Source organism: Pseudomonas sp. 15A4, from assembly GCF_016925575.1.
In the GTDB taxonomy this organism is placed as follows: Bacteria; Pseudomonadota; Gammaproteobacteria; order Pseudomonadales; family Pseudomonadaceae; genus Aquipseudomonas.
The window spans coordinates 4,221,311-4,247,071 of sequence record NZ_CP068986.1 but is presented as its reverse complement, the minus strand read 5'-3'; the positions used below and the strand labels follow the sequence as shown (position 1 = coordinate 4,247,071).

Below are 25,761 nucleotides of genomic sequence, written 5' to 3'. Positions count from 1 at the left end.
TTACTTGGAAAAGCACCCCAAGTAACCAAGGGTGCTTGCTCCTGGTTGGGTTCCTCCTTCGTCGGAATACCCTCACTCCGACGACGCTCCGTGGGCCCGCGCCGAACGGGCATCCATGCCCTGACGCCGCTCTCGCCGCATCCATGCGGCTCGACCCACTGCGCGTCGTCTGCGTTCGGCCTGCACCCAAGTCGCGATTGGCGGTGTCTGAGCTTTCTGCGCATAAAGATCAAAAGCAGATCAAAAGCGCCTTTAAAGCACAGATCAAAAGCTTCCCGGCTGAAGCCGGTCCTACAGACCTATCGCGGCCACTGTAGGACTGGCTTTAGCCGGGAAGAGGGCGGTTTGATCAACACGCATTTTACAGACTGCACGCGGCTTTTTAGTGGGACCGGCTTTAGCCGGGAAGGCGTCATGCGCCACACCGCAGAACATTGATCGTGCCCACGCTCCGCGTGGTAACGCAGCCCCGGACGCTCCGCGTCCCGAAGACGACGCGCATTCAGGCCTGGGGAGGTGACGCGGAGCGTCACAGGATGCATTCCCACGCGGAGCGGAGGAACGATCATCATGCAAGAGCACGCGGTCCAATCGTAGGACCGGCTTCAGCCGGGAAGCCTTTGATCTTGATCTTCAGACACATAACGCCCAGACGCCTCCAAACGCGACTTGGGTGCAGGCTGAACGCAGGTCTCGCGCAGTGGGCCGAGCCGCATGGATGCGGCGAGAGCGCCGTCAGGACATGGATGTCCGTTCGGCGCGGGCCCACGGAGCGAGACCGGAGTGAAGGAACCCCGAGGCACGAGGGGCCAAACCAGGAGCAGGCACTTTTGCTTACTTTTGGTGCTTTTCAAAAGTAAGTCGCCGAAGGCGAAACAGTCTGCCCCCAGGCAGACGCTCTTGATCTTCCCTCAGCCGCACCGCGCACTCCGGGGACAGATTAATTTACGGTGAAGCGCTGTAAATAAATCAGTCCCCTTTAAACAAATGCCGCGCAGGGTTTTTCAGCCACAGTTGCAGTTCGGCCTCGGCCTGTTCCAGCGCGGTGCGGTTGAGGAGGCGGCGGAGCAGGGCGACGTTGACCGCGCGGGCGCGGAGGTTGAAGGCGGTGCTGCGCTCGCCAGCCGCATCGGGCTGGTAGACGCCGAGTTTTTCGTAAAGCTGCTGCAGCCGGTTCTGCACGCTGCGCAGCGACAGGTTGCGGCGGGTAGCGATGGTGCGGTCGGTCAGACCCAGGGCGATGTCCTGCAGCACTTCGTATTCGCCGTCGCTCAGCCCGGACAACTGATCGTGGGCCTTCAGTTGCACGCCACGAATCTCGCGGTCGATCACGCACTGCTGCTCGATGAAGAGCCCCCGCAAGGCCAGACGCAAGCGCTCTTCCGAGGCGGTTTTGAGGATGTAACCGTAAGCGGCCCCCTGGGGCACGATGCGCGCGATGCCCCGCACATAGGCCTCATCCGAGTAATTCGACCAGAACAGAATCGACGTGTCCGGCTGTTGCCGCCAAATCGTCTTGGCCGCTTCGACGCCGGTGCGGCAGGGCATCTGCAGGTCCATCACCACGGCATCCACCGGGCTCTCACTGAACAGCCGCTCGCCGATCTGGCCGTCTTCGGCCTCCAGCAAACGGGTGCATTCCGGCAGGGCCACTTCGATCACTTCGCGCAGGAACGCCCGGTGCACCGGGTCGTCTTCAATCAGCAGGACGTGCATGGCGTCTCCGTTAAAAGCGCAGGCCCGGAAACACACGTTGCCTCACCCACAACAGCGAGATCAGCCAGCGGCAGGCATACCCTTACCCGGGTGCCCCGCTCGTGTGGACCGCGTTCGATGGTCAGCTGCGCCGCCATCAGTTGCGCGCGCACCTGCATGTTCTGAATGCCGCCGCTGTTGAACCGATGCCCCACGTCCAGCCCAAGGCCGTCATCGTCGATGGTCAGTTGCAAAAGACCGCAGGTGTGGCTGATGTGGATGACGATGCTGTCCGGCATGGCGTGCTTGATCGCGTTGTTCACCGCTTCCTGAATAATGCGGAACACCGCGACCTTCACCGACTCCGGCAAGCGATCACCCATCCCATCGGTGCTGTCCTGCAACCGCGTTTCGATGCTCAGGCCGCTGTCGCGCACGCTGCGCCGCAACAGGTCTTCGACGCCTTCTTCAAAGCCGAACAACTGCAGCACCGTCGGCTTGACCGCATCAATGAGCTGACGCAACTCCTGCATGCTGTCCTTGAGGGCGCGGGCAATTCCGCGCAGGTCCTCGCCCGGCACGCTGGGCAGGGTTTGCAGGCGGGCGATGCGCCGGTGCAGGCGGGTCATGTCGGCGAGGGTCTGGTCGTGCAAATCCATGCCGACCCGTTGCCGTTCACGCTCCAGTTCCTCGGTCAGGCGTAGCGCGCCCTGGCGCAGGCCTTCTTCTCGCGCACGCACTTGGGCTTCGGCGATTGCCAGTTGTTTGGCCTGTTCGGTCTGGCGCAGGGCGTACACGTACGAGGCCAGCAGGTCGGCGACGTGCTGGGTGTGGCGAACGTCATCCAGGGTGTAGAAATGCTCGGTGTGTTTGGAACAGCTCAGCGCACCGATGATTTCGCCACGGGCGCGCAAGGGCACGTGCAGGCGGCTGCGCAAACGGGCGTCGAAAATCGGGTGGTTGATGGCGCCGGGGAAGGCGAAGCGTGCGTCGTTCATGGCGTCGTGGGTCAGCAGAAAAGGCTGCTCGCCCAGCAGCACCGTGCGAATGGGGCTGGTGTGCACCGGCATCGGCTGGGCCACGTCGCCCCATAAGGTGTGTACGCCGCTTTCATAGGTAATGTGCTCGCGTCTGTCGAGGACGAACAGGCACACGTCGAGGTGATCGTGGGGCAGGATCGGGCTGATTTCCCGGGAGACGGCATCGATCATCGACTGGAAATCCAGCTGGCCGGCGAGGGCGCGGGAAATGCCGAGAAAGTGATGCAGCACGTCTTCGGCGAGGGTGTGCGGTCGCTGTGCCATGGGCTCCAACCTGTTTTTATTTTTGGGATCGAACACTTTTCGAACGGAACACTTTTTGAAACTGCAGGGAGCAGTCGGGTCATTATGGCCCCTGCGTGGCAAAAAGAACGCATGTTCCAGCAGGTCGCTTGCGGGATCCCGCATCAGGTCTGCACGATTGACCACTGACGCTCCGCACCGGCCAGTGCAGACTCGCCGCGTACTGTTCGTAATAAGGTGCGACCGACGCCGTCGGCCACCCTGCAGCCCCCATAAAAATAACAAGGGTTCAACTATGAAAAGTCGTCGTCACCCGCTACGCCGTTCGTTGCTCTGTGCCGCACTGGCCGTGGCGCCCCTGATTGCTCTGCCCGTCGCTTCCCACGCCGATACAGCCGACAAGAAGATCGCGCTCTCGAACAATTACGCCGGCAACTCCTGGCGCCAACTGATGCTCGCCAGCTGGCAGCAGACCACCGACAAAGCCGTCAAGGATGGCGTGATCGCGGCGGCCGACAGCTTCACCACGGCGGAAAACCAGGCCACCGAGCAAGCCGCGCAAATCCAGAACCTGATCCTTCAGGGTTATGACGCCATCGTCATCAACGCCTCATCGCCGACGGCGCTCAACGGTGCGGTGAAGCAGGCCTGCGACGCCGGCATCATCGTTGTCTCCTTCGACGGCACCGTCTCCGAACCCTGCGCCTATCGCATCTCCATGGACTTCAAACAGACCGGCATCGAGCAGATGGATTATCTGGCCGGGCGCTTTCCCCAGGGCGCCAATGTGCTGGAAGTGCGCGGCCTGGCCGGCGTGTCGGTGGACGAGCGCATTCACTCCGGCATCACCGCCGGCGCGCAGAAGCACCCGAACCTGAAAGTGATCGGCGAAGTGAACGGCAACTGGTCACCGACCGTGGCGCAGAAAGCCGTTTCCGGTGTGTTGCCGAGCCTGCCGAAAGTCGACGCCGTGGTGACCCAGGGCGGCGAAGGCGTCGGCATTGCCCAGGCCTTTGTCGCGGCGGGCCGTCCGTTGCCGGCGATCATCTTCGGCAACCGCGAAGAAGAGCTGAGCTGGTGGAAAAAGCAAAGCGACACCCAGGGCTATCAGAGCTTCTCGATCAGCAGCGGGCCGAGCATCTCCAGCCTGGCGTTCTATGTCGCACAGCAGTTGCTCGACGGCAAGCAGATGCCCCATGACCTGCTGTCGCCAGCGGTCATCGTCACCCAGCAGACCCTCGACGCCAGCCTGAAGGACCTGCCCAAGGGCGGGATCGTCAGCGAGACCTACAGCGTCGACGACGTCGCCAAGCTCAAGCCCGCCGCTTCCCTGTGAGCTTTTCCATTTGAGCACCGTGGGCCGCGCTGCCTGCGGCCCGCCAAGGAATTTCGACCATGAACGCAAATGGACCTGTGCGGGTGGCCTTCGCTGGCGCCGGCAAATCGTTCGGCGCCGTGCGTGCCCTGAGAGACGTCGACCTGAGCGTGCGCGCCGGCGAATGCCTTGGCCTGATCGGCCACAACGGCGCGGGCAAATCGACCCTGATGCAAGTGCTCGCCGGCACCCTGGCCGCCGACTGTGGCCAGTTGCTGATTGAGGGCCGCGACCTGCGTGAAGGCTATTCAGTGCAAGTGGCGCGTCAGCATGGCATTCGCTGCGTGTTTCAGGAGCTGTCGCTGTGCCCGAACTTGAACGTCGCGGAAAACACCCGGCTGATGTCTCCGGCTCTGCGCGGCTTCGGCTGGCGGCGTCGGGCCGGTGCGCTGATCGAAGCGATGCTGGAGCAGATTTTCCCCGGCCACGGCATCGACGCCGATGACATCGTCGCTGACCTGTCCATCGGCAAGCGGCAGATGGTGGAGATCGCCCGGGCGTTCATCAACGTCGACGAGCGCCTTGACCTGATCATCCTCGACGAACCCACCTCATCCCTCGACGCCCGCGTCGCCGAGCAGTTGCTGCGGCATGTGCGGCGGTTCGTCGAGGGCGGCGGCAGCATCGTGCTGATCAGTCACATCCTCGGCGAAATGCTCGGCACCTGTGACCGCATCGCGGTGATGCGGGACGGCAGAATCGTCGAAACCCGCGCCGCGCGGGACTTCACCCATGATTCGCTGGTGGAAGTCATGGGCGGCACGGCCCGCGAACAGCAACAAGCCACACAGGCATTTGCGTCCCGCCGTGAGCAAGGCAGCCCTCGCGTACAGCAGCGCCCGGCGCGTCAGGCGGATGGCCGCTCGGTGCAGGCCTTTGCCGGCGAGATCGTCGGGCTCTCCGGCTTGGCGGGCCATGGTCAAAGCCAACTGCTGACCCAGGTGCTGCGCGACTGTGTCAAGCACGGCACCGGCGCCAGTTTCGTGGCCGGTGACCGCCAGACCGACGGCGTGTTTGCGCTGTGGTCCATCGGCGAGAACATCACCATCGGCTCCCTCAACCAGCTCAAGCGCGGCCTGCTGCTGGACCCTGATGCCGAGCAAGCGATGGCCAATGACTGGATGAAGCGCATGAGCATCCGCACCCCGGACATGGGCAATCCGATCCTCTCTTTGTCCGGTGGCAACCAGCAAAAAGCCTTGTTTGCCCGGGCGCTGGCGTCCGACAGCCAGATCATTCTGATGGACGACCCCATGCGCGGCGTCGACGTCGGCACCAAGCGCGAGGTGTATTCGATTCTGATGGAGGAGGCCGCCCGCGGCCGCACGTTCATCTGGTACACCACGGAACTGGAAGAGCTGACCTATTGCGATCACGTGTATGTCTTCCGCGACGGTCAGGCCGTGCTCGACATGCCGCGCAGTGAATTGAGCGAGGAGCGCATCCTGCGCAGCTCCTTCGCCGAGGAAACCCCATGAATGCCCCGTTGAATTCCGTTGCCCGCGCACCCGTCGCGACGCGCAACAACGCCGCTCGCCGTGCCCGCATGCTCCGCGCCGCCTTGCCGGCGGTGTCGCTGGTGGTCTTGCTGGCGACCATTTTCATCATGCAACCCCGGGCCATGAGCTACATGGGCCTGAACCTGATGCTCAACCTGGCGGTGCCGATTGCCCTGGCAACCATCGCGCAGATGCTGATCATCAGCGTCAACGACCTCGATCTCTCGATGGGCAGTTTCATCAGCTTCGTCGCCTGCGTGGCCGTGACGCTGCTCGATCAACACCCGTTCCTCGGCTGGCTGGCGCTGGCCGGATGCGTGGGCGTGTATGCGCTGCTGGGTGCCTTGATCCATAGCCGCAATCTGCCGTCGATTGTCGTCACCCTGGGCATGTCGTTCATCTGGGTCGGCGGTGCGATTCTGCTGCTGCCGTCGCCGGGCGGGACGGCGCCGCAGTGGCTGCAAGCGTTGGTGCGAATCAAGCCGCCGCTGATTCCGCTGGCGATCATCGTGTGCCTCGTGCTCGGGCTGGCGATGCACTTTTTCCTGATGCGCTCCACCGTCGGCGTGGTGTTGCGCGGCGCCGGCGGCAATCCGCTGGCGATCGCCAAGGCCGGCTGGTCGCTGCTGCGCATCAAGGTGGCAATGTACGCCATGGCCGGCAGTTTCGGCGTGCTGTCGGGGCTGTTTCTGGTGGGGCTGACCACCTCGGCCGACGCCAACGTGGCGCTGCGTTACACCCTGTTGTCCATCGCCGGGGTGATTCTCGGCGGCGGCGAATTCGTCGGCGGGCGCGTGTCACCCATGGGCGCAGTGCTCGGCGCGCTGACCCTGGTGCTGGCCGGTTCGCTGCTGTCGTTCATCCGCATCTCGCCTGACTGGCAGATCGGCGCCCAGGGCGCGATTCTGATTTTCGTGCTGGCGCTGCGTGCGGCGGTCAATCGTCTGGAGGTACGCCCGCTATGAGCACTTCAACTGTCGCAGCGCTGCGCGGCAAGCCGTGGCTGTGGTCCTTCCTCGCCGCCTTATTGATCTGGGTAGCGACGCTGGTGTTTACCGGCGGGCAGGGCGCAGGCGCGTTACTGTCTGGCGCGCTGGCGTTCTCGACGTTCTTCGCGATTGTCGGCATCGGCCAGATGTTCGTGATCAGCACCGGGCCGGGCAACATCGACCTGTCTATCCCGGCCAACATTGCCCTGAGCGGCGCGCTGGGGATGAAGCTCATGGACGGTCAGGACGCGAACATCTGGCTGGGCGTGCTCGGCGTGCTCGGCATCGGCGTGCTGGTGGGCTGCGGCAATTTCGCGCTGATCCGCCTGCTGCGCATTCCGCCGATCATCGCCACGTTGTCGGCGAGTTTTATCCTGCAATCCCTGGCCATCGCCTATGGCCGCAGCGTGCGGGTGCCGCCGCCGGAGGGTTTCTACACCTTCGCCACCGGCCGCGTGTTCGGCGTGCCGTATCTGGCCCTCGTGGTGATCGCCGTGGCGGTGCTCATGGGTTATGTGCTGACCCGCACCCGCTACGGGCGCTCGGTGCTGGCCATCGGGCAGAATGCCCGCGCCGCCGAACTGGCCGGGATTCGTGTCGGGCGCATGCGTTTCGCCACCTACGTGCTCTGCGCGGTGTTCGGCAGCTTGTGCGGCCTGACCCTGGCCGGGTTTTCCGGCGGTGCGTCCCTGGGCATGGGCGAGGAATACCTGCTGGCGTCCATCGCCGTGGTGGTAATCGGCGGCACCTCGGTGGCCGGCGGGTTTTCCAACGTACCGGGGATCTGGGGCGCGTCGCTGTTTCTCTACCTGCTGGTGAGCATGCTCAACACCTTCGGCGCCAGTGCCGGGGTGCGGCTGATCCTCACCGGCCTGATCATCATCGCGGTGATTACCGCTGTCAGCGGCCGCAAACATGCCCGCGCCTGAATTAAGGATCGAACCTGTGTCCGACGACCTCTATGAATGCCATGACAAGCGTTTCCACCGCCTGATCCTGCCCAACACCCAGCTTGAGCGCCTGTACGATCAGTGCCGCTGGGCCGAGGGGCCGGTGTGGTTCAACGATGGCGGCTATCTGCTGTGGAGCGACATCCCCAATCAGCGCATGTTGCGCTGGACCCCGGAGCAGGGCGTGTCGACGTTCCGCACCCCGTCGAATTTCGCCAACGGCAACACCCGCGACCTCCTGGGCCGGCTGATCACCTGCGAGCACGGCACCCGCAGCGTCACCCGCACTGAACCGGACGGGTCGATCACCGTGCTGGCCGAGCGCTTTGAAGGCAAGCGCCTGAATTCGCCGAATGACGTGGTAGTGCACCGCGACGGCGCGGTGTGGTTCACCGATCCGAGTTACGGCATCCTCACCGATTACGAGGGCTATCAGGCTGAGGAAGAGCAGGCGGGCCGCCATGTTTATCGCATCGACCCGGACAGCGGCGAGGTCGCCTGCATGGCCAACGATTTCGTCCAGCCCAACGGCCTGGCGTTCTCCCCGGACGGGCAGACCTTGTACATCGCCGATTCCGGTCGCTCCCACGATCCCGACGGGCCCCATCACATCCGCGCGTTCGAGGTCGTCAATGGACGTGAGTTGGCGCAGTCGCGGGTGTTTGCGGTGATCGAGCCGGGCGTGCCGGACGGCATGCGCGTGGACGTGCAAGGGAATGTATGGACCAGTGCCGGCGACGGCGTTCAGTGTTTCGCCGCCGACGGTACGTTACTGGGCAAGATTCGCCTGCCGGAGAAGGTCGCCAACCTGACCTTTGGCGGCCCGCGCCGTAACCGCTTGTTCATCACCGCCAACACATCGTTGTACTCGGTGTACGTGGCGGTGGCGGGGGCTCAGGTCCCTTGAGCGATGCAGGGCAGGGCGCGTGTCGTTTGACGGAACGCGCCCCGGTGCTCAAAGCTTGAAACGACCGACCACAGTGCGCAGTTCGCCGGCCAACAGCGACAGTTCGTCCGCCGTTACCGCGTTGTCCTCGATGCCTTCCATCAACATGAAGGTGCCATTGCGGATCTCGGTGACATTGCGGTTGATGTCTTCGGACACGGCGTGCTGCTGAACGGCAGCGCTGGCAATCTGGGTGTTCATGCCGACGATCGACTCCACACCTTCGTTGATCGCGTTCAGGCTTGAGGACGTCTGATCGGCCGACGTCAGGCAATCCTGCGCCCGGTCCTTGCCCGCTTTCATCTGCTCCACGGCAGCGCTGGTCGCCAGTTGCAACTGCTGGATGATCCGCTGGATTTCGGCGGTGGAGTTCTGCGTGCGTGAAGCCAGGGTCCTCACTTCGTCGGCGACCACGGCAAAGCCACGGCCTTGCTCACCGGCGCGGGCGGCTTCGATGGCGGCGTTGAGGGCGAGCAGGTTGGTCTGGTCGGCGATGTTACGGATCACTTCAATGACCCCGCCGATCTCCTGACTGTGCAGCGCGAGCGCTGCGACCTTTGCGCGCTGAGGTCGACTTCGCCGGCCAGTGCCTCGATGGTCTGGCGGGTCTGCTGCATGACGACCAGGCCTTTGCCGGACGCCTGACTGGCCTGTTCCGCTGCACGCGCTGCGCCTTCTGTGTTCTGGGCCACGTCGGCGACACTGGCGGTCATTTCGTTGATGGCGGTGGCGACCTGTTCGGTTTCGCCTTGCTGGGCGTTCATCGACACTTTGGCGCGGTCGATGGACGCAGTCAGGCGAGTGGCTGCGTCGGACACCGAACTCGAGCTGCGCTCGACCTGAGCCAGGGATTCACCAAAGGCCTGGACCATGTGATTCAAGCCGGTGCCGATGTCGGCCATTTCGTCTTTGCCGACCACATTGACACGGGCAGTGAGATCGCCCTGAGCGATGCGGCGGGTGGCGCTCAACATGTCTTCCATGGCCCGGCGCATGGCGCTGTAGATCCCGCTGAAGGCGTAGATCAGCAACAGCCCGGCGATGGCGAACATGGCCAGCATGGCGGCGCGGTCAGCCGATTTGTCCTGAACGCGCTGTTCAAGCTCTGCGGACAGCACTGCCTGCAAGGCGTCCTGTGCCTTATACAGCTCGGCGACCACGGCATTGCCTTTCGCTGGCAGCCCCTGCATGCCGGTGATGGTGGTTTCCGGTGAGGTGATCAGGGTTTGCAAGTCGCTGCGAAAGCTGTCGAGGCTGGAGAGCCCGCTGCTCACAGGAGACTGAATGCGATCAGTAAGGGTCGGTTCCTGACGCCGTAGCAGGCTGAGACTCTGCAGCAGCTCCTGGCGAATCTGCGCTTCTTGCTTGAGCAGCGATTTGATCGTGCCACGTAGGGTGTCCGTGAGCGGCTGACCCTCGTGCAGACCGCTGGCCAAGCCGCGCAACTGTCCGACCACGTTGATCTGGCGAGGCAGACGCAGGGTGCTTTGATCGATCAGGAACAGCGAGGCGTAGTCTTCGTCGAGCACCATCCCGGAGGTGGCGGAGACGAAGTAGATAAAATTCAGCGTCTGGGTCATCTGATCGCTCCATGCGTCAAACAGGGTCGCCTGATCGGCCCCGGTTTTAGTCTGGCTGATCAGCCCTTCGGCACCGGAGCGCAAGCGCTGCACCCGATCTCCGGTTTCAAGCCCCGCACCCAGCTGTCGGTCGGTGGTCTCGAGTCTGGTGTACGCCTCCAGCAGTTTGGCCTGGTTGGCGGCGAGGTCAGGTTGGGCGGTCTGATCCCCGCTGAGCAAGCGGTTGGTCAGAGCGCGTTGAAGCATCGACAGGCGCAGCACGGGGGTAACGTCCGTCAGATAGCGCTGGCCGACTTGTTCGGAATGGATGTTATCGATGCTGGCGTTGAGTTGATTGAGCAAGCGCGCCCCCAACAGGGTCAGCGGCAGCAGAACGATGATGGCAAGCACCGCGAACTTGGCGGGAAAGCGCAGGCGGTTGGTCAGGTACACGGCAGGGGCAAGAATATTCATGGGGCTCTCACAGCCCCTAAGTGGGGCGATTAGGATTTTGTCGGTGAGAACGGTCCTTTTTCTCGGAAGTCAGTGGCGCTGACGACTTTTCTGCAGGAAGCGTTATGGCTGCCTGCGGGTCGCTCTGATCCATCTGTCGGCGCCGATCGTATTAACTTTATTAAAACTTGTACAAAACTTTATTTCTGTATAGTTTTGGAACTGAAACGATTAACTGATGTCTTTGTGACATCAGTTTTCTCAACTCGGCCGAAGTCTGTTTTAAGGCTGTTATCACCGCTTCGCACCTTCCGTCATGAAGCAGTGTTAGCAGTAGTGGCCATGAGATATCATTCAATCCGTATTTTTAGAACCGAGGGCGCAGGCCATGAACTGTTCGCTGCAAATTGAGCAGAAGCGCCTGTCCGCGGTTCATGCTTTGCAATGGCTGGAAACCGCACACAATGAGGATTTCGACCGCCTGTGTCGCCTGGCTGCTGCGCACTTTCGCGTACCGACGGTGTTGGTATCGCTGGTGGAAAAAGACCGCCAGTGGTTCCCCGGTCGGGTAGGTTTCGACGCGAGTCAGACGCCTATCGAGCAGTCATTCTGCCGCTACACCATTCAGAATTCCGGCGTCATGGTGGTCAATGACGCCACGCTTGACGTGCGCTTCGCCGACAACGCGCTGGTTACCCGACCTGATGGCATCCGTTTCTACGCCGGGGCGCCGTTGTGCAATCAGCACGGCGATGTGCTCGGCAGCTTTTGCCTGATCGACACAGTTCCCCGCGAGCTCCTGCCCGACGAAGTGGCTGTCCTCGAAGATTTTGCGCAACTGGTCATGGGGCAGGTCGAACAGTGCCAGGCGATGCGTTACCGCCACCCTGTCAGCCGCCTGCCCAACTTGCAGCAGTTCCTGCTGGACACCCAGGGCGTTGAGGTGACCGCAAGCCAGGTGAGACTCATGGTGGTAATCCGCACCCAGCCGGTGATGAGCGTTGCGGATATCAGCGTGAGCAGCAATCTGGATGCGCAGCAGACGCGTCGCGACATGGCTCACTGCCTGCGTCGTCGCCTGGATGGCATCGCCGAGCTGTACCACGTCAGCGACCAGGATTTCTGTGTGCAGATGAGCTGCGACCGGTCTCGCCGCGACGACCTGGTTCGCATGCTGTTGGCTCTGATCACAGAGCCTTTTACTCATCAGCAGATTGCCGTGGGGCTGGCCTGCTGTGACGACGGTCAGAACTCCGCCGCTGCGCTCATGGGCAAAGCGACTCACGCGGCGGGGAGAGCGGTCTATCGACAGGTGCCGTGGGCGGCGTATGACGAAGCGGAGGATTGCGCCCAGCGGCGCGCCTTGACCCTGCTCAACGAACTCGCCGAGTCGCTGGTCAGTGGCGACATCTATCTGGAGTACCAGCCACGTTTCAGCCTGCAGGATGGCCGTCTGCTCAGCGTCGAGGCGTTGATTCGCTGGACCCATCCGATGCTGGGCAAGATCTGGCCAAGCGAATTCATTCCGTTGATCGAGAGCGCCGGCAGGATCAGCACGGTGACCCGATGGGTCATTGATCGGGCGCTGAGCGACCTCAGCGGCTGGATCGACGAAGAGGTGCGTCTCTCGCTCAACCTGTCGCCGCTGGACTTCGCCGATCTGGACATCGCTTTGACGCTGCAAAGCGCCTGCGACCGGCACGGCGTGAAACCGGCTCGGCTGGAAGTCGAGATCACCGAAGGCGAGTGGATTCGAGCGGACAAGCGCGTCATTGCCCAGCTCACTCGTATTCGCGAGTTGGGCGTTGACGTGGCCATCGACGATTTTGGCGCGGGATACAGCAACTTTGCCTACTTGCACGAAATCCCGGCCAATATCCTCAAGCTCGACAAATCCCTGGTCACGGACCTCGAGAGCAACCCGCGCAACCGCATCATTGCCCGATCCGTGCTGCACCTGGCCAGCGAGCTGGGCTATCGCACCGTCGCAGAAGGCGTCGAAACGTTCCGTTGCATGAGCCTGGTGCGTGAGTTCGGCTGCGAGGAAGCGCAGGGGTATTTCCTCAGCCGGCCGCTGAAGCTGCAACAGCTCAGAGAGCAGTGCCAGAACATTGCGCTGACGTTCACCCCTGAGCCGTCGAACGCGCAGCTTTATGCGGATCTGGCTGATACGGATCAGGTGATAGAAGCAGCGTGACCCTTGCCGGGTTCCAGAGTGGGACCGGCTTCAGCCGGGAAGAGGCCGGTGTGAACACCCGTAATCCTGCGGTGTAAGCACCAACGCCTTCCCGGCTAAAGCCGGTCCTACGGTCGAGGTCACACGCGAATAGTCGAGGTCATCCTTAATATCGCTGGGTGCACCCGCTGCTTTTAGTGGGACCGGCTTTAGCCGGGAAGAGGCCGGTGTGAACACCCGCATTCCTGCGGCGTGACGCCTAACGCGTTCCCGGCTAAAGCCGGTCCTACAGAAGACGTCAAAGCCGGTCCCACGGTCGGGGTCAATGCCGGTCCTGTCCCGATCAAGGCAAGTCCTACTGATCGAGCGCGATTACTCGCCCGATACCGGCGTCGGCTGGATGATTTCGACCCAGTAGCCATCCGGGTCCTTGATGAAGGCCAGGCTTTTCATGCGGCCGTCTGTCAGGCGTTTCTGGAAGTCCACGCCCAGTTCCTCAAAGCGCGCGCAGGCGGCCTTCACGTCGGGCACCGAAATGCAGATGTGGCCAAAGCCACGCGGGTCGGTGTTGCCATTGTGGTAGGAAACCGCAGGGTCCTTCTCGGTGCCGTGGTTGTGGGTCAGTTCGAGCACGCCGGGGATGCCTTTCATCCAGACGTTGCGCGCGGCGTCGTCCTGTGGAATCTGCGCCTTGTCCACCAGCGCCAGGAAGTAAAGGCTGAATTCGGCTTCCGGGAAGTCGCGTTTTTCCACCAGGCTGAAACCCAGCACGCGGGTGTAGAAATCCAGGGAAGCAGTGATGTCCTTGACCCGCAACATGGTGTGGTTGAAGACGAATTTTGCAGTCGATGCGTCCGGGGTGGCCGTGACGCCGGGGAAGGTGTTCAGGTCGTGCAGACTCATGGTTGTCTCCGGGTTAACGCTAAAATGTTGCGTAATGATACGGACTCATGAACGACTCGCCAAACCGAAGGCGCATAAATCGCGGCTTTCGGCTTGTGGGCAATGGATGACCGGCTCACACTTCGCGGCTCTAGATCCAGGTACCGCCCATGCATCTCTCATTGCGCTCATGCGCCCGTGTTGCTTTCTGTCTCGTGCTGATGATTCCAGGCGTCGCGTCTTCGGCAGACGCCACGATCATCTGGCCCGAAGGCTGGGAAGTGGAAGCGCTGCCCCAGCCACCGCCGAGCGAAGGTCAGCCCGCGGTGCAAATACGACAGCGTGCGGTTAAAAACGATCAGAACGGCGATCCGGCCATGGTGGTGGAGCTGACTCAGACGCAGCTGCAGCCCGGTCACTCGGTCAATGTGCAGAGCGTGCTCCTGGAGATGCGCAAGGCGGTGCAGGTCAATTTCGCCCGCGGCGGTTTTCAGAGCGTTTGCACGCGGATGAAAGACAGCACGCTGAGCGACATACCGGCAATGGAGACCACGTGCACGATCACCCAGAACGGCAACCACGTCATGACACAGACACTGGTAGCAGCGGCGAGTCCGCAATTGGCGTGGTCGTTGTCGTATGCCGGCTCGGCGCAGGGCTATGCAGCCCATAAAGACGAAGTGCTGCGAATCAGGGACAGTCTGCGCCTCGGATCGGCGCAGTAGGGTTGAGGCAGGGTATACACAAATCGCGGGCATAAAGAAGCCCGCCGAAGCGGGCATTGGGGCACTAATCCTTTAGTAGCCTCCATCCTCTACAACCCGGTGTGAAAAAATGTGAAGCTCACGAGCCGTTCAGCCGCGGAGGGAAAATTCGTCTGTCGATGCATGAAGGCTCATGGCCAGCCTCAACGCCCCTCACGTCCACATTTAGCGTGATAAATAACGCGGGTGAAACTCGACGATCAAGCATGCTATAAGCCAGCCGTTTATTGAAAGCGGTATTTCCCTTTAATACGAATCTGTTCAGCTAATTGTCAGGTTTGATATTCAAAGCGTGCCTGCGCCGGCTTGCATTATTTAAAATACCTCACCGTTGGCTGGCTGTTATCAGCGCTGAGCGCACATGTTTCATTGCCATACAGACCGACTTGCAGAGAAGCCCCGCGAGCAGAGCTTCCTCTCAATGTTGCAGGCCAATGTTTAAGGGAGCAGTGGACTAGCGGCCGCGCAACCACGAATCAACGGTTTCGGCGCCGTATTGTATTTTCCAGTTTTTCAAACCGCGATGATTGCCGCCTTTGGTCTCGATCACTTCGCCGGTGTGCGGATTTTGATAAACCTTGACGACACGCGGACGGCGGCGTTTCGGAGCTGCTGGTGCGGAGGTGGAGGCGCCGGTGTGGGGGTCGAGGATGGCAATGATGTCGCGCAAGGTCTTGTCGTACTTGCTCATCAGGGCCTGCAACTGCTGCTCGAACTCGATTTCCTTCTTCAATCCGTCGTCGTTCTTCAGGTACTCCAGCTGGGCCAGCTGCTCCTGAAGGGCTTTTTCTGCTGCGCGATATTCGGCAAGTCTGGACAAAATGATACTCCGGCAATTAATGGCTGTTGTCAGCTCAATGCAAGCAACCTGGCACGCACTACGATACGCATCGGGTTCTGCTGCTTTTGGTTTCACCACGTTCTACCGTGTCCTTGACATCAGGATCAGCCGTCGACACTAACTTCTGAGGATGAGCGTTGGTATCAAGACGGGGTAGTTCAGTTGTGGCGCGAGTAAATAATGCACGTTTTTTACGCATTGTAAAATAGCGGATTACTAATCGCTAAGTGAAACACCTCGGAGACGATAAGCAGGTCTGACAAAAAAACAATAATAGGCGCAAAGCGTTGTAAGTAATTTCTTATACTTTAGCGCCGTTGGAAACAGTCCCGTTTTAGAGGCCTTGCTGCAGGGCAGGATCATCGGCGTTGAGCTGCTCCAGTTCCGCGAGCAGCACCTGCACTTTCTGCAGCTGCCCGGTCTCGGTCCAGTAACGAATCAGCAAAATCCGCGCGCGGCGGTCGGCGGGTGCGCGCTGCAGGATATCCTCCAGCTGACGCTGCGCGGCTTCAAGCTGGTCGAGGTCGTGAAGCGCCACGGCAAGGTCGTAACGGTAGCCGGTATTCTCAGGGTCCAGCTCAATGGCCCGAGTCAGCGGGAGCAGGGCGTATTCGTTCTGTTTGTGACGCAGCAGCCATTGGCCGAGTGCGTGTTGCGCCAGGGACGACTGGGGCTGTTTCTCCAGCCATTGGGCGAGCAACTGACGCGAACGATCGGCCTGACCCTGACCGTCGAGCAACTGCACCAGCGCCAGCCCGGTCTCGAGGTTGTCCGGTTCCAGCTTTGCGGCCAGTTCCAGCGCATCGATCGCCTTTTGCGGGGTACCGTTGTTGAGGTAGAGCTGCGCCAGCGCGAGCTGGCGTTGCGCGCTCGGCGGCTGGGCGGTCAGCGCCTGCTCATACTGCTGAGCGGCCTCTTGCAGCGCGCCGTAATACAGGCCCAGTTCATCCGGGCTTAACGGCAGCAACGCCCGCACCGCGCTGAAGCGCACCTCATCGTCGGCATCGTCCAGCAGGGGGCCGATCAGCGTGCTGCGTTGATCTTCCGGCAGCATGGCGGTGACTGCCTGGATAGCCGCCTGCTGAACCAGCGGCGCGGGGCGCTTGAGATCGCCGCGCAGAATTTTCAGGGCCTGGGGGCCCGGGTAATTGACCAGCTCAGCCAGCAGGCCGGCGCGGCGAATGTCCGACAGGTCAGTGCGGGTGAATTGCTGATAGAGCACGCGCGCGGCGCCGGGCTTGCCACCGTGGGCCTGCTCCAGTGCTTCGGCATAGCTGTGATTGACCTGCGGTGCGGCCGGCGGCGCGTGCCAGTTTCGCACCAGCATCGCCATGGCGATGATCAGCAGCAACAGCGCCAGCGCAATTGCCACCTGCCAGCGACGTCGAGCCTTGAGCTGGGCGGGTGTGCGCCGGGAAGACGACTCAGACATATCGGTTTCCGTGTGGGCGTGTGCAGCAGCTTCGGGGAGAGACCGCCGAGTGTCAAACGCTGTGGGGAGTGATGGCCCCCTCGGGCGCTCGCGGGTTGTTTATCAACGGTTCAGAAAAAAGCCCCGAACCTTGTGGGTCCGGGGCCTTGGAGAGCGGCGGAGGGTGGCCGCAGATCAGCGCTGCAGATCCGCCGCCGGTTGAGCGATCCCGCTGCTCAACCTATGACGTCAGGCGTTCGGCTGCCAGCCACCGCCAAGGGCTTTGTAGATGGCGACGATGCCGCGATACAGATCGATTTCGGCCAAGGCCTGGCTGTCTTCGGCGGCCAGACGCTCACGTTCGGCGTCCAGCAGGACGAGGAAGTCGGCCGTGCCTTCGCGGTACTGAATGTTCGCCAGATTCGCCGCCGAACGGCTGGCTTCACTCTGCCGCACCAGCGACACCAGACGCTGCTGACGCTTGTCGTAGTCGCTGAACGCATTTTCGGTTTCTTCCAGGGCCAGCAGCACTTGCTGCTCGTAATTGGCCAGCGCGCTTTCGGCATCGGCGTTGGCGCCGCGAATCCGCGCCCTGACGCTGCCCAGGTCAAATGCCGCCCAGGTGATGTTCGGGCCGAGGCCCCACGCTTGCGCTGCGCCGGACCCGATCTGCGATCCACGGCTGGCGGTGAAACCCAGGAAACCGCTCAGGCTGACCCGCGGGAACAGGTCGGCGGTCTGCACGCCGATTCGCGCGGTTTGCGCCGCCAGTTGTCGCTCGGCGCTGCGTACGTCCGGACGGTTTTCCAGCAGCTTGGTCGGATCACCGATCGGCAGAGCCTTGGAGATCGCCGGCAGCTTGGCCGGAGCGAGGGTCACGGTCATGGCGTCCGGACGCTCGCCGAGCAGGGTGGCGATGCGATTGCGTTGGCGCACCTGCTCGGCCTGAAGCTGCGGAATGGTGGCTTCCACCGCCGCCAGACGCGCGTCGGAACGCACGACATCAAGCTCATTGCCCACGCCTTCATCACGCAACTGAGCGGTGACGCTGCGGGATTCCTGCTGATTTTTCAGGTTGTCCCGGGCGATGTTCTCGCGCAATTGGGCGCCGCGCAGCTGACCGTAGGCGTCGACCAGTTCGGCGATCATCGTCACCTGCAGCTGATAGAGGTTGGCTTCGGCAGCCTGCTGGTCGGCGTCACTGGCTTCCAGCTCCCGCTGGATGCGGCCGAACAGGTCCAGTTCCCAGGCCATGTCCAGGCCGAGGTCGTAACGTTCCTGATTGACCCTGTGTTCGGTTTCACCCGGTACCTGCGAGCGGCCGATCTGGCTGCTGGCGCGGCTGGTCACGACAGGCATCGCGTCGTTGCTGATGTCGTCACGAATCGCGCGGGACGCTTTCAGCCGGGCGAAGGCGACGCGCAACTCGCGGTTGCCCTGTAGCGATTCGGCAACCAGGTTATTCAGGGTCGGGTCGTCGAACTGCTGCCACCAGACGGTCTCGATGTGGCTGCGGTCATAGGCCCGCTGGGTGGCGGCCTGGATGTTGGCCGCCGCGGTTTCCGGCTTCTTGTAGTCCGGGCCGACGGCGCAGGCCGCCAGCGCCAGCACCAGCAGGCTCGGCAGAAAGAGTTTTGCAGCTTTCATCAATGAGCCTCCGGGGCGGTGGTCTGAATGCGTTGAGCCTTGGCCGCCTTGCGTGCCTCTTTGCGTCCAACGTAGTTCCGAATCAGTACATAGAAGACCGGCGTCAACAGCAGACCGAAGAAGGTCACACCGAGCATCCCGGAGAACACCGCCACGCCCATGGCATGACGCATTTCGGCACCGGCACCGCTGGACAGCACCAGTGGCACCACACCCATGATGAACGCGAAGGAGGTCATCAGGATCGGCCGCAGACGCAGGCGGCAGGCTTCAAGCACAGCTTCCAGCGGGGTCTTGCCCTTGTCCTGCTCATCCTTGGCGAACTCGACGATCAGAATCGCGTTCTTGCACGCCAGGCCCACCAGTACGATCAGGCCGATCTGGGTGAAGATGTTGTTGTCGCTCCCGGCAATGATCACACCGGCAATGGCCGACAGCAGGGTCATCGGCACGATCAAGATCACCGCCAGCGGCAGGCTCCAGCTTTCATACAGCGCGGCCAGTACCAGGAACGCCAGCAATACGCAGAGCGGGAAGACCAGCAAGGCGGTGTTGCCCGACAGGATCTGTTGGTAGGTCAGGTCGGTCCACTCGTAGGTCATGCCGTTGGGCAGTTCTTCCTTGAGCAGTTTTTCCATCGCTGTCTGCGCCTGACCCGAGCTGTAACCCGGCCCCGCTGCGCCGTTGATCTCGGCGGTGATGAAGCCGTTGTAGTGCATGACGCGGTCCGGGCCCGAGGTGTTGGTGACTTTCAACAGCGTCGCCAACGGGATCATTTCGCCGCGGTTGTTGCGCACTTTCAACTGACCGATCTGTTCAGCGTCCTGGCGGAACTGCTGCTCAGCCTGCACGTTGACCTGATAGGTCCGGCCGAAACGGTTGAAGTCGTTGGCGTACAGCGAGCCCAGGTAGACCTGCAGGGTGTCGAAGATGTCGCTGATCGGCACGCCGAGGGTCTTGGCTTTTTCACGGTCGATGGCGGCATCGACCTGGGGCACGTTCACCGTGTAGCTGGTGAACAGCGCCGCCAGTTCCGGCACGCTGCGGCTCTTGCCGATGACGTTCATCGTCTCTTTGTACAGCTCGTCGTAACCCAGGTTGCCACGGTCTTCGATCTGCAGACGGAAACCGCCGATCGTGCCCAGGCCTTGTACCGGCGGGGGCGGGAAGATCGCCATGTAGGCTTCCTCAATCCCGGCATACTTGGCGTTGAGGGCACCGGCGATGGCGCCCGCAGACTCACTGGCCTGCTTGCGCTCATCGAAGGACTTGAGGGCGACGAAGACAATGCCGGAGTTCGGGCTGTTGGTGAACCCGTTGATCGACAGGCCAGGGAAGGCAATGGCGTTTTCCACACCCGGTTGTTCCAGGGCCATGGCCGACATCTTCTTGATCACGTCCTCGGTGCGATCCAGGCTCGCGGCATCCGGCAGTTGCGCGAAGGCGACCAGGTACTGTTTGTCCTGTGCCGGTACGAAGCCGGTCGGGGTGTTGGAGAAACCCAGCCAGGTCATCACGATCAGGCCGGCGTACACCACCAGTGCCACGCCGCTGACGCGGATCACTCGGCCAACCGTGCTCACATAGCCGTTACTGGCCTTGACGAAGAAACGGTTGAAGGGGCGGAACAGCCAGGCGCCAAACAGCTTGTCGAGGAACCGCGAGAAGCCGTCCTTCGGTGCATCGTGGGCGCGCAGCAGAACAGCGGCCAGCGCAGGCGACAGGGTCAGCGAGTTGAAGGCCGAGATCACCGTCGAAATGGCGATGGTCAGCGCGAACTGTTTGTAGAACTGCCCGGTCAGGCCGGAGATGAACGCCGCCGGAATGAACACCGCACACAGCACCAGGGCCGTGGCAATGATCGGGCCGGTCACTTCTCGCATCGCAATTTGCGTGGCCTCCATCGGCGGATGGCCAAGCTCGATGTTCCGCTCGACGTTCTCCACCACCACGATGGCGTCGTCCACAACGATACCGATCGCCAGTACGAGCCCGAACAGCGACAGCGCGTTGAGGGAGAAGCCGAACAGGTGCATGACCGCAAACGTACCGATCAGCGACACCGGTACGGCGACCAGCGGGATGATCGAGGCGCGCCAGGTCTGCAGGAACAGAATCACGACGAGTACGACGAGGATCAGCGCTTCGAACAGGGTATGAACCACCGCCTCGATGGAGCCGCGCACGAAGATCGTCGGGTCATAGACGATGCTGTAGTCCATGCCTTCCGGGAAGTTTTTCTTCAGCAGTTCCATCTCGCCGCGCACTTCGTTGGAAATGTCGATGGCGTTGGAGCCTGGGCGCTGGAAGATCGGGATCGCCACCGCTGGCTGGTTGTTCAGCAACGACCGCAAGGCGTACTGGCTGGAGCCCAGTTCGACGCGAGCGATGTCTTTGACCCGGGTGATTTCGCCGTTGTCGCCGGCGCGAACGATGATGTTCTCGAACTCTTCCTCAGAAACCAGACGGCCCTGGGTGTTGATCGACATCTGGAAGCTGGTGGCGCTCGGGGAGGGCGGTGCGCCCAGTTGACCGGCTGCCACTTGACGGTTCTGCTCGCGAATGGCGTTGACCACGTCGGTCGCCGTGATGTTGCGCGATGCGGTCTTGTTTGGATCGAGCCAGACCCTCAGCGAGTAGTCGCCCATGCCGAACAGCTGCACGTCGCCGACACCGCCCAGGCGTGCCAGCTCATCCTTGATGTTCAGCACCGCATAGTTGGACAGGTACAGCATGTCGTAACGCTGATCCGGCGAGGTCAAGTGGACCACCATCGTCAGGTCAGGCGAGGCCTTGTCCACGGTAATACCGATGCGCGTCACTTCTTCCGGCAGCTTTGGCTCGGTCCGGGTGACCCGGTTCTGTACCTGCACCTGCGCGGTGTCGAGGTTGGTCCCCAGCGCGAAGGTGATGGTCAGGGTCAGCTTGCCGTCGGCGGTCGCCTGAGAAGACATGTAGAGCATGTTCTCGACGCCCGTGATCGCCTGTTCCAGCGGCGCGGCGACGGTCTCGCCGATCACTTTCGGGTTGGCGCCGGGGAAGTTGGCGCGCACGACAACGGTCGGCGGCACGACTTCGGGGTATTCACTGATCGGCAGCTGGAACAGGGAGATCGCGCCGGCGATCAGGATCAGCAGCGAAAGCACCGCCGCGAAGATCGGTCGCGTGATAAAGAACTTGGAGAAATTCATCGAGTGTGTCCCTTAACCGCGTGGCGTGGCGGAAGCAGCAACCTTGGCGTCCAGCTTGGACTGCGCCTTGGACTGGTTGCTGGCTTCGAGCGCCTGGCGTTGTTGTTGCAATGCGGAGAGTGTTTCGGGGCTGGCCATCGGCGTGTCCTGCGGGTCAACCGGTGAGCCCGGACGCACGCGTTGCAGGCCGGTGACGACGATGCGGTCGTCTTTGCTCAGGCCGCTGCGCACGATGCGCAAGCCTTCAAGCTTCGGCCCCAGATCGACGCTGCGGTAGATCGCCTTGTTGTCCTTGTCGACTACCAGCACGAATTTCTTGCCCAGATCGGTGCCCACCGCTTCGTCCTTGATCAGCATGGCTGAGTAGGTGCCGCTGCCGACCAGCTTCAGGCGCGCATACAGGCCCGGGGTGTATTCGCCCTTGCTGTTGTCGAACACGGCGCGGCCACGGATGGTGCCGGTGCGCGGATTGACCTGGTTGTCGACGAAGTTCATCTGACCCAGGTGCGGGTTTTCCGCTTCGTTGGACAGGCCCATGTACACCGGCGTGGTCGCGCCGCGTTTGCCGTCGCGAGCCAGTTGGTTGTACTTGAGGAACACGCGCTCGTCGGCGTCGAAGTAGGCGTAGACCTTATCGGTGGATACCAGGCTGGTGAGGATGGTCTGGTCGGCGGTGACGATGTTGCCGGCGGTGATTTCCGCACGACTGACGCGGCCGGTGATCGGCGCCGTGACGCGGGTAAAGCTCAGGTTCAGGCGCGCCAGATCAAGCTGTGCCTGGATGGCGGCAACGGCAGCTTTGGATTCCTGGGCGGTGGTGGTACGAGAGTCGGCGAGTTCGGCGGAGATCGCATTGTTGGTGCGCAGACGTTCGCCGCGTTGGGCTTCATTGGTGCTGCGCTGGGCAGCGGCCTTGGACTGCTGCAGTTGCGCTTCCAGACGGTGGACTTCGGCTTCGAACGGGCGCGGGTCGATCTGGAACAGCAGGTCGCCTTTTTCACCAGCTCGCCGTCAGTGAACGCAACCGAGTCGATCTGGCCGGAAACACGCGGGCGAACCTGAACGGTTTCCGGCGATTCGAGGCGGGCGGTGACTTCGTCCCACTCGTTGACCGGTTGCTCGATCACCTTGGCCACGTTGACTTTCGCCGCCGCCGGCGCAACCGTCGCCTCAGGCGTCCGGCCACACGCGCTGAGGACCACAAGGGTCAACGCGGCGAGGGGATAGCGCAAAGGAGTTAAAGACTGAAGCATGGGAGAATCCGCCGATGTTATTGAGATGGGCGGATAATGTTCTCGGGGGTGTTATTGCACGAATCGAATGACGCGAAGGTAACTATCAGTCGTAATGATGTTCAGCGTAATAAAAGGTCTGCAATCAATACCCTGCACCGTCATGTGGCATCTGTTCATAAATCCACGTGCCTTTGAGCTATTGCGCAGAGACGTCCTTCAATCGAATCCGGTCCAACTGGGAGGCACGGTGCTTTTAGTGGGACCGGCTTCAGCCGGGAAGAGGCCGGTTCATACGCCTCAAGATCTTCAGCAACGTTGCACAATCAGAAATGGTGAGTTGAGTTTCCTGGTGATTCACGGCCTTCGCTGCGGCCAATAGCATTCAGCCTGAACCCACTCATGAAGGTCTCCCAATGACTCGTTCCGATTCGGTCAATTCATCGAACAGTAAGCCCGGCTTCAGCCGCCGCGGTATCTTGCAGGCGTCCGCGGTGGGAGCAGCGTCTGCCGTGGCCGGGTCATTTGCCAGCACGGCCTCAGCCAGCTCACCTCCTTCCGGCCGGCACAGCAGCGCCGAGTTCGACGATGCCTTCCGTGTCAGGTTCCACACGCAAAAGGTCGGCGACGTCGAGGTGTTCTACCGCGAAGTCGGTGCGAAGGATGCGCCAGTACTGTTGCTGCTCCACGGCTTCCCGAGCGCAAGCCACATGTTCCGCACCCTGATGCCGCTGCTGGCCAGCCAGTACCGCCTGATCGCGCCGGACTTGCCCGGTTTCGGCAATACCTTGGCGCCGCCGCGGGGCCAGTTCGATTACACCTTCGACAACCTCTACAAAGTGGTCGAGGGGTTCACCGAAGCATTGGGGCTGACCCGATACGCGCTGTACATCTTCGACTACGGGGCGCCCACCGGCCTGCGCCTCGCCGCCGCCAACCCGGAAAAGGTGACAGCCATCATCAGCCAGAACGGCAACGCCTACCTTGAAGGTTTCAGTGATCAGTGGGACCCGTGGCAGGCCTATTGGCGTGATCCTTCGCCGACCAACCGTGAAGCCTGTCGACCGTCGCTGTCGCCCAAGACCATCCGCGACTGGCAATACGGCACCGGTGCGGATCCCGAGAAGCTCTCGCCGGACGGCTACAACCTCGACATTTTTTACATGACCCGGCCCGGCGCGGAGGAAATACAGCTGGACCTGATTCTTGACTACCGCAGCAACGTCGCCGCCTATCCCGCGTTTCAGGCGTACTTGCGCAAGCACCAGCCGCCCTTGCTCGCGGTCTGGGGCCAGCACGACCCGGCCTTCATTCCGCCGGGCGCGCAAGCGTTTCGCAAGGACATCCCGAGTGCCGAGGTGCATCTCTTGGATGCCGGGCACTTCGCGCTGGAGACCCATGCGCCCGAGATTGCGCAGTACATCCGGGACTTCCTGTCACGGAAGCTGCAGCGGTGACAACGCCGTTTACCTGACTGGATGAGCCTTGAAGCGGCTGCCGACGATGCCGTGTCTCACGCGCAATCAACGGAGGTCCCGGCGGATTACTTCTGCGCCGCCAAGGCTTTCCTTTGGGATTTTTCAGTTTTCATCGCGGCGATCTCACGCTCGCAGGCCGCGACGTCGAAGGAGTTGTCCCACTTGGCGATGGCGATGGTGCCGATTCCATTGCCGATCAAATTGGTCACGGCCCGCGCTTCGTTCAGGAACCGGTCAATGCCCAGCAGCAAAACAAGCCCGACTAGAGGAATGGAGTGAATGGTGGTCAGGGTCGCCGCCAGCGTCACGAACCCCGCACCTGCCACGCCTGCCGAGCCTTTGGACGTCAGCAGGAACACTCCGAGCAAAATCAACTGATCGGCAAAGGTCAGCGGAGTATTGGTCGCCTGGGCAATGAAAATGGCGGCCATGGTGAGGTAGATGCAGGTGCCGTCGGCGTTGAACGTGTAACCGGTCGGCAGCACCATGCCCACCACCGATTTTTTGCAGCCCAGTTTTTCCAGTTTTACCATCATGCGTGGCAGCACCGCTTCGGTCGAGCAGGTGCCCAGCGTGATGAGAATTTCATCCTTGAAATAACGCAGAAATTGCATGAGCGGCATGCCCGACCACCGTGCCACGGAACCCAGCACGACGACGATGAAGATCAGCGTGGTGAGGTACAGGGCGATCAGCAACTGACCGAGCGAGAGCAGGGTGCCGATGCCGTACTTGCCGATGGTGAAGGCCATGCCTGCACCCGCACCGATCGGCGCCAGTCGCATGACCATGGCAACGATCTTGAACAGGCCTTGCAGGAACAGATCAATGGTGTTGATCAGCGGTTTGCTGGTTTCGCCCATTTGCACCAACGCAATGCCCATCAATACAGATAGCAGGATGACCTGAAGCATGACCCCGTTGGAAAAGGCGCCGAGGAACGTGTGAGGGATGATATTGAGAAAGAAATCAATGGTCCCGCCCTGTTCACTGGCGGCCTGGCTGTACTTGCTGATAGCACTGCCATCAAGGGCGCTGACGTTGATATTCATGCCGACCCCCGGCTTGACGATGTTAACGACGATCAGGCCGATGACCAGCGCGATGGTGGACAGAATCTCGAAATAGAGCAGGGCCTTCACACCGATTCGGCCCACCTCTTTGATGCTGCCCATCTTCGCGATACCCACGACGACGGTCCCGAAAATGATCGGCGCCAACAGCATCTTGATCAGTTTGATGAAACCATCGGCGAAGGGCTGGAGCTTGGCACCGATGTCTGGCAAGAAGTAACCGATGGCGGCGCCGATCACGATGCCGATCAGCACTTGCACATACAGCTGGCTATACCAGCGTGATTGGGACGTTTCCACGGAAGCACCTCATTTTA

The 25,761-nt window shown here is 61.7% G+C and carries 16 protein-coding genes and 2 pseudogenes; 8 read left to right on the top strand and 10 right to left on the bottom strand.

The genetic code is table 11. The features are described 5' to 3' along the window. Nucleotides 1-969: 969 nt before the first annotated feature. On the bottom strand, nucleotides 970-1,716 hold the full coding sequence (locus tag JN403_RS18695) for a response regulator transcription factor (protein WP_205483698.1): 747 nt from the start codon (nucleotides 1,714-1,716) through the stop codon (nucleotides 970-972). Next, nucleotides 1,701-2,999, bottom strand: coding sequence for a GAF domain-containing sensor histidine kinase (locus tag JN403_RS18690; RefSeq protein ID WP_205483696.1), 1,299 nt, complete (start codon nucleotides 2,997-2,999; stop codon nucleotides 1,701-1,703). Before JN403_RS18690 ends, JN403_RS18695 begins: the two co-directional genes overlap by 16 nt. Before the next feature lie 274 nt (nucleotides 3,000-3,273). Between JN403_RS18690 and JN403_RS18685 the strand changes: the two genes are divergently transcribed. From JN403_RS18685 to JN403_RS18665, 5 genes are read left to right on the top strand one after another with little or no spacing between them, the layout of a single operon-like run. Continuing rightward, nucleotides 3,274-4,314, top strand: a complete 1,041-nt coding sequence (locus tag JN403_RS18685) for an ABC transporter substrate-binding protein (protein ID WP_205483694.1) — start codon at nucleotides 3,274-3,276, stop codon at nucleotides 4,312-4,314. A gap of 59 nt (nucleotides 4,315-4,373) precedes the next feature. Then, the gene (locus tag JN403_RS18680) at nucleotides 4,374-5,831 is read left to right on the top strand and encodes a sugar ABC transporter ATP-binding protein (protein WP_205483692.1); all 1,458 of its coding nucleotides are present in this window, start codon (nucleotides 4,374-4,376) and stop codon (nucleotides 5,829-5,831) included. Then, complete coding sequence (locus JN403_RS18675) at nucleotides 5,828-6,817, top strand: ABC transporter permease (protein ID WP_205483690.1); 990 nt, start codon at nucleotides 5,828-5,830, stop codon at nucleotides 6,815-6,817. The genes JN403_RS18680 and JN403_RS18675 overlap by 4 nt, the downstream gene beginning before the upstream one ends. Next, nucleotides 6,814-7,770: an ABC transporter permease gene (locus JN403_RS18670; RefSeq protein WP_205483688.1), complete on the top strand. Its 957-nt coding sequence runs from the start codon at nucleotides 6,814-6,816 to the stop codon at nucleotides 7,768-7,770. The genes JN403_RS18675 and JN403_RS18670 overlap by 4 nt, the downstream gene beginning before the upstream one ends. A 16-nt stretch (nucleotides 7,771-7,786) precedes the next feature. Beyond that, nucleotides 7,787-8,698 carry an SMP-30/gluconolactonase/LRE family protein gene (locus JN403_RS18665; RefSeq protein ID WP_205483687.1) on the top strand — a complete coding sequence of 304 codons (912 nt, stop codon included), beginning with the start codon at nucleotides 7,787-7,789 and terminating at the stop codon, nucleotides 8,696-8,698. 48 nt (nucleotides 8,699-8,746) lie between these two features. Here the strand turns inward: JN403_RS18665 and JN403_RS18660 are convergent. Beyond that, nucleotides 8,747-10,770, bottom strand: a pseudogene (locus JN403_RS18660) (methyl-accepting chemotaxis protein). 367 nt (nucleotides 10,771-11,137) lie between these two features. Here JN403_RS18660 and JN403_RS18655 point away from each other — a divergent pair. Further along, a complete protein-coding gene (locus tag JN403_RS18655; protein ID WP_205483685.1) occupies nucleotides 11,138-12,946 on the top strand; it encodes an EAL domain-containing protein in 1,809 nt (602 codons plus the stop codon). A gap of 351 nt (nucleotides 12,947-13,297) precedes the next feature. On the opposite strand, the gene gloA is transcribed toward JN403_RS18655, so the two are convergent. After that, entirely contained in the window at nucleotides 13,298-13,828 is a 531-nt protein-coding gene (gene gloA / locus JN403_RS18650) for a lactoylglutathione lyase (RefSeq protein ID WP_205483683.1), read from the bottom strand. A gap of 200 nt (nucleotides 13,829-14,028) precedes the next feature. Between gloA and JN403_RS18645 the strand changes: the two genes are divergently transcribed. Then, entirely contained in the window at nucleotides 14,029-14,532 is a 504-nt protein-coding gene (locus JN403_RS18645) for a DUF4946 domain-containing protein (protein WP_240357012.1), read from the top strand. A gap of 493 nt (nucleotides 14,533-15,025) precedes the next feature. Here the strand turns inward: JN403_RS18645 and JN403_RS18640 are convergent, their stop codons facing one another. From JN403_RS18640 to mexE, 5 genes and pseudogenes are all read right to left on the bottom strand, one after another. Then, nucleotides 15,026-15,391 (bottom strand): histone-like nucleoid-structuring protein, MvaT/MvaU family, encoded by a 366-nt coding sequence (locus JN403_RS18640; protein WP_122534759.1) that lies wholly within the window; start codon nucleotides 15,389-15,391, stop codon nucleotides 15,026-15,028. 355 nt (nucleotides 15,392-15,746) lie between these two features. Then, nucleotides 15,747-16,745: a tetratricopeptide repeat protein gene (locus JN403_RS18635; protein WP_345945854.1), complete on the bottom strand. Its 999-nt coding sequence runs from the start codon at nucleotides 16,743-16,745 to the stop codon at nucleotides 15,747-15,749. A 327-nt stretch (nucleotides 16,746-17,072) separates the two neighbouring features. Beyond that, complete coding sequence (locus JN403_RS18630; RefSeq protein WP_205483679.1) at nucleotides 17,073-18,470, bottom strand: TolC family protein; 1,398 nt, start codon at nucleotides 18,468-18,470, stop codon at nucleotides 17,073-17,075. After that, nucleotides 18,470-21,661: an efflux RND transporter permease subunit gene (locus JN403_RS18625; RefSeq protein ID WP_205483677.1), complete on the bottom strand. Its 3,192-nt coding sequence runs from the start codon at nucleotides 21,659-21,661 to the stop codon at nucleotides 18,470-18,472. Before JN403_RS18625 ends, JN403_RS18630 begins: the two co-directional genes overlap by 1 nt. Nucleotides 21,662-21,673: 12 nt before the next feature. After that, nucleotides 21,674-22,914: pseudogene (gene mexE / locus JN403_RS18620) on the bottom strand (multidrug efflux RND transporter periplasmic adaptor subunit MexE). 395 nt (nucleotides 22,915-23,309) lie between these two features. Between mexE and JN403_RS18615 the strand changes: the two are divergent. Continuing rightward, nucleotides 23,310-24,350: an alpha/beta hydrolase gene (locus tag JN403_RS18615; RefSeq protein ID WP_205483675.1), complete on the top strand. Its 1,041-nt coding sequence runs from the start codon at nucleotides 23,310-23,312 to the stop codon at nucleotides 24,348-24,350. Between the two features lie 86 nt (nucleotides 24,351-24,436). On the opposite strand, the gene dctA is transcribed toward JN403_RS18615, so the two are convergent. Continuing rightward, nucleotides 24,437-25,744, bottom strand: coding sequence for a C4-dicarboxylate transporter DctA (dctA, locus tag JN403_RS18610; protein ID WP_172611920.1), 1,308 nt, complete (start codon nucleotides 25,742-25,744; stop codon nucleotides 24,437-24,439). Nucleotides 25,745-25,761: the final 17 nt, after the last annotated feature.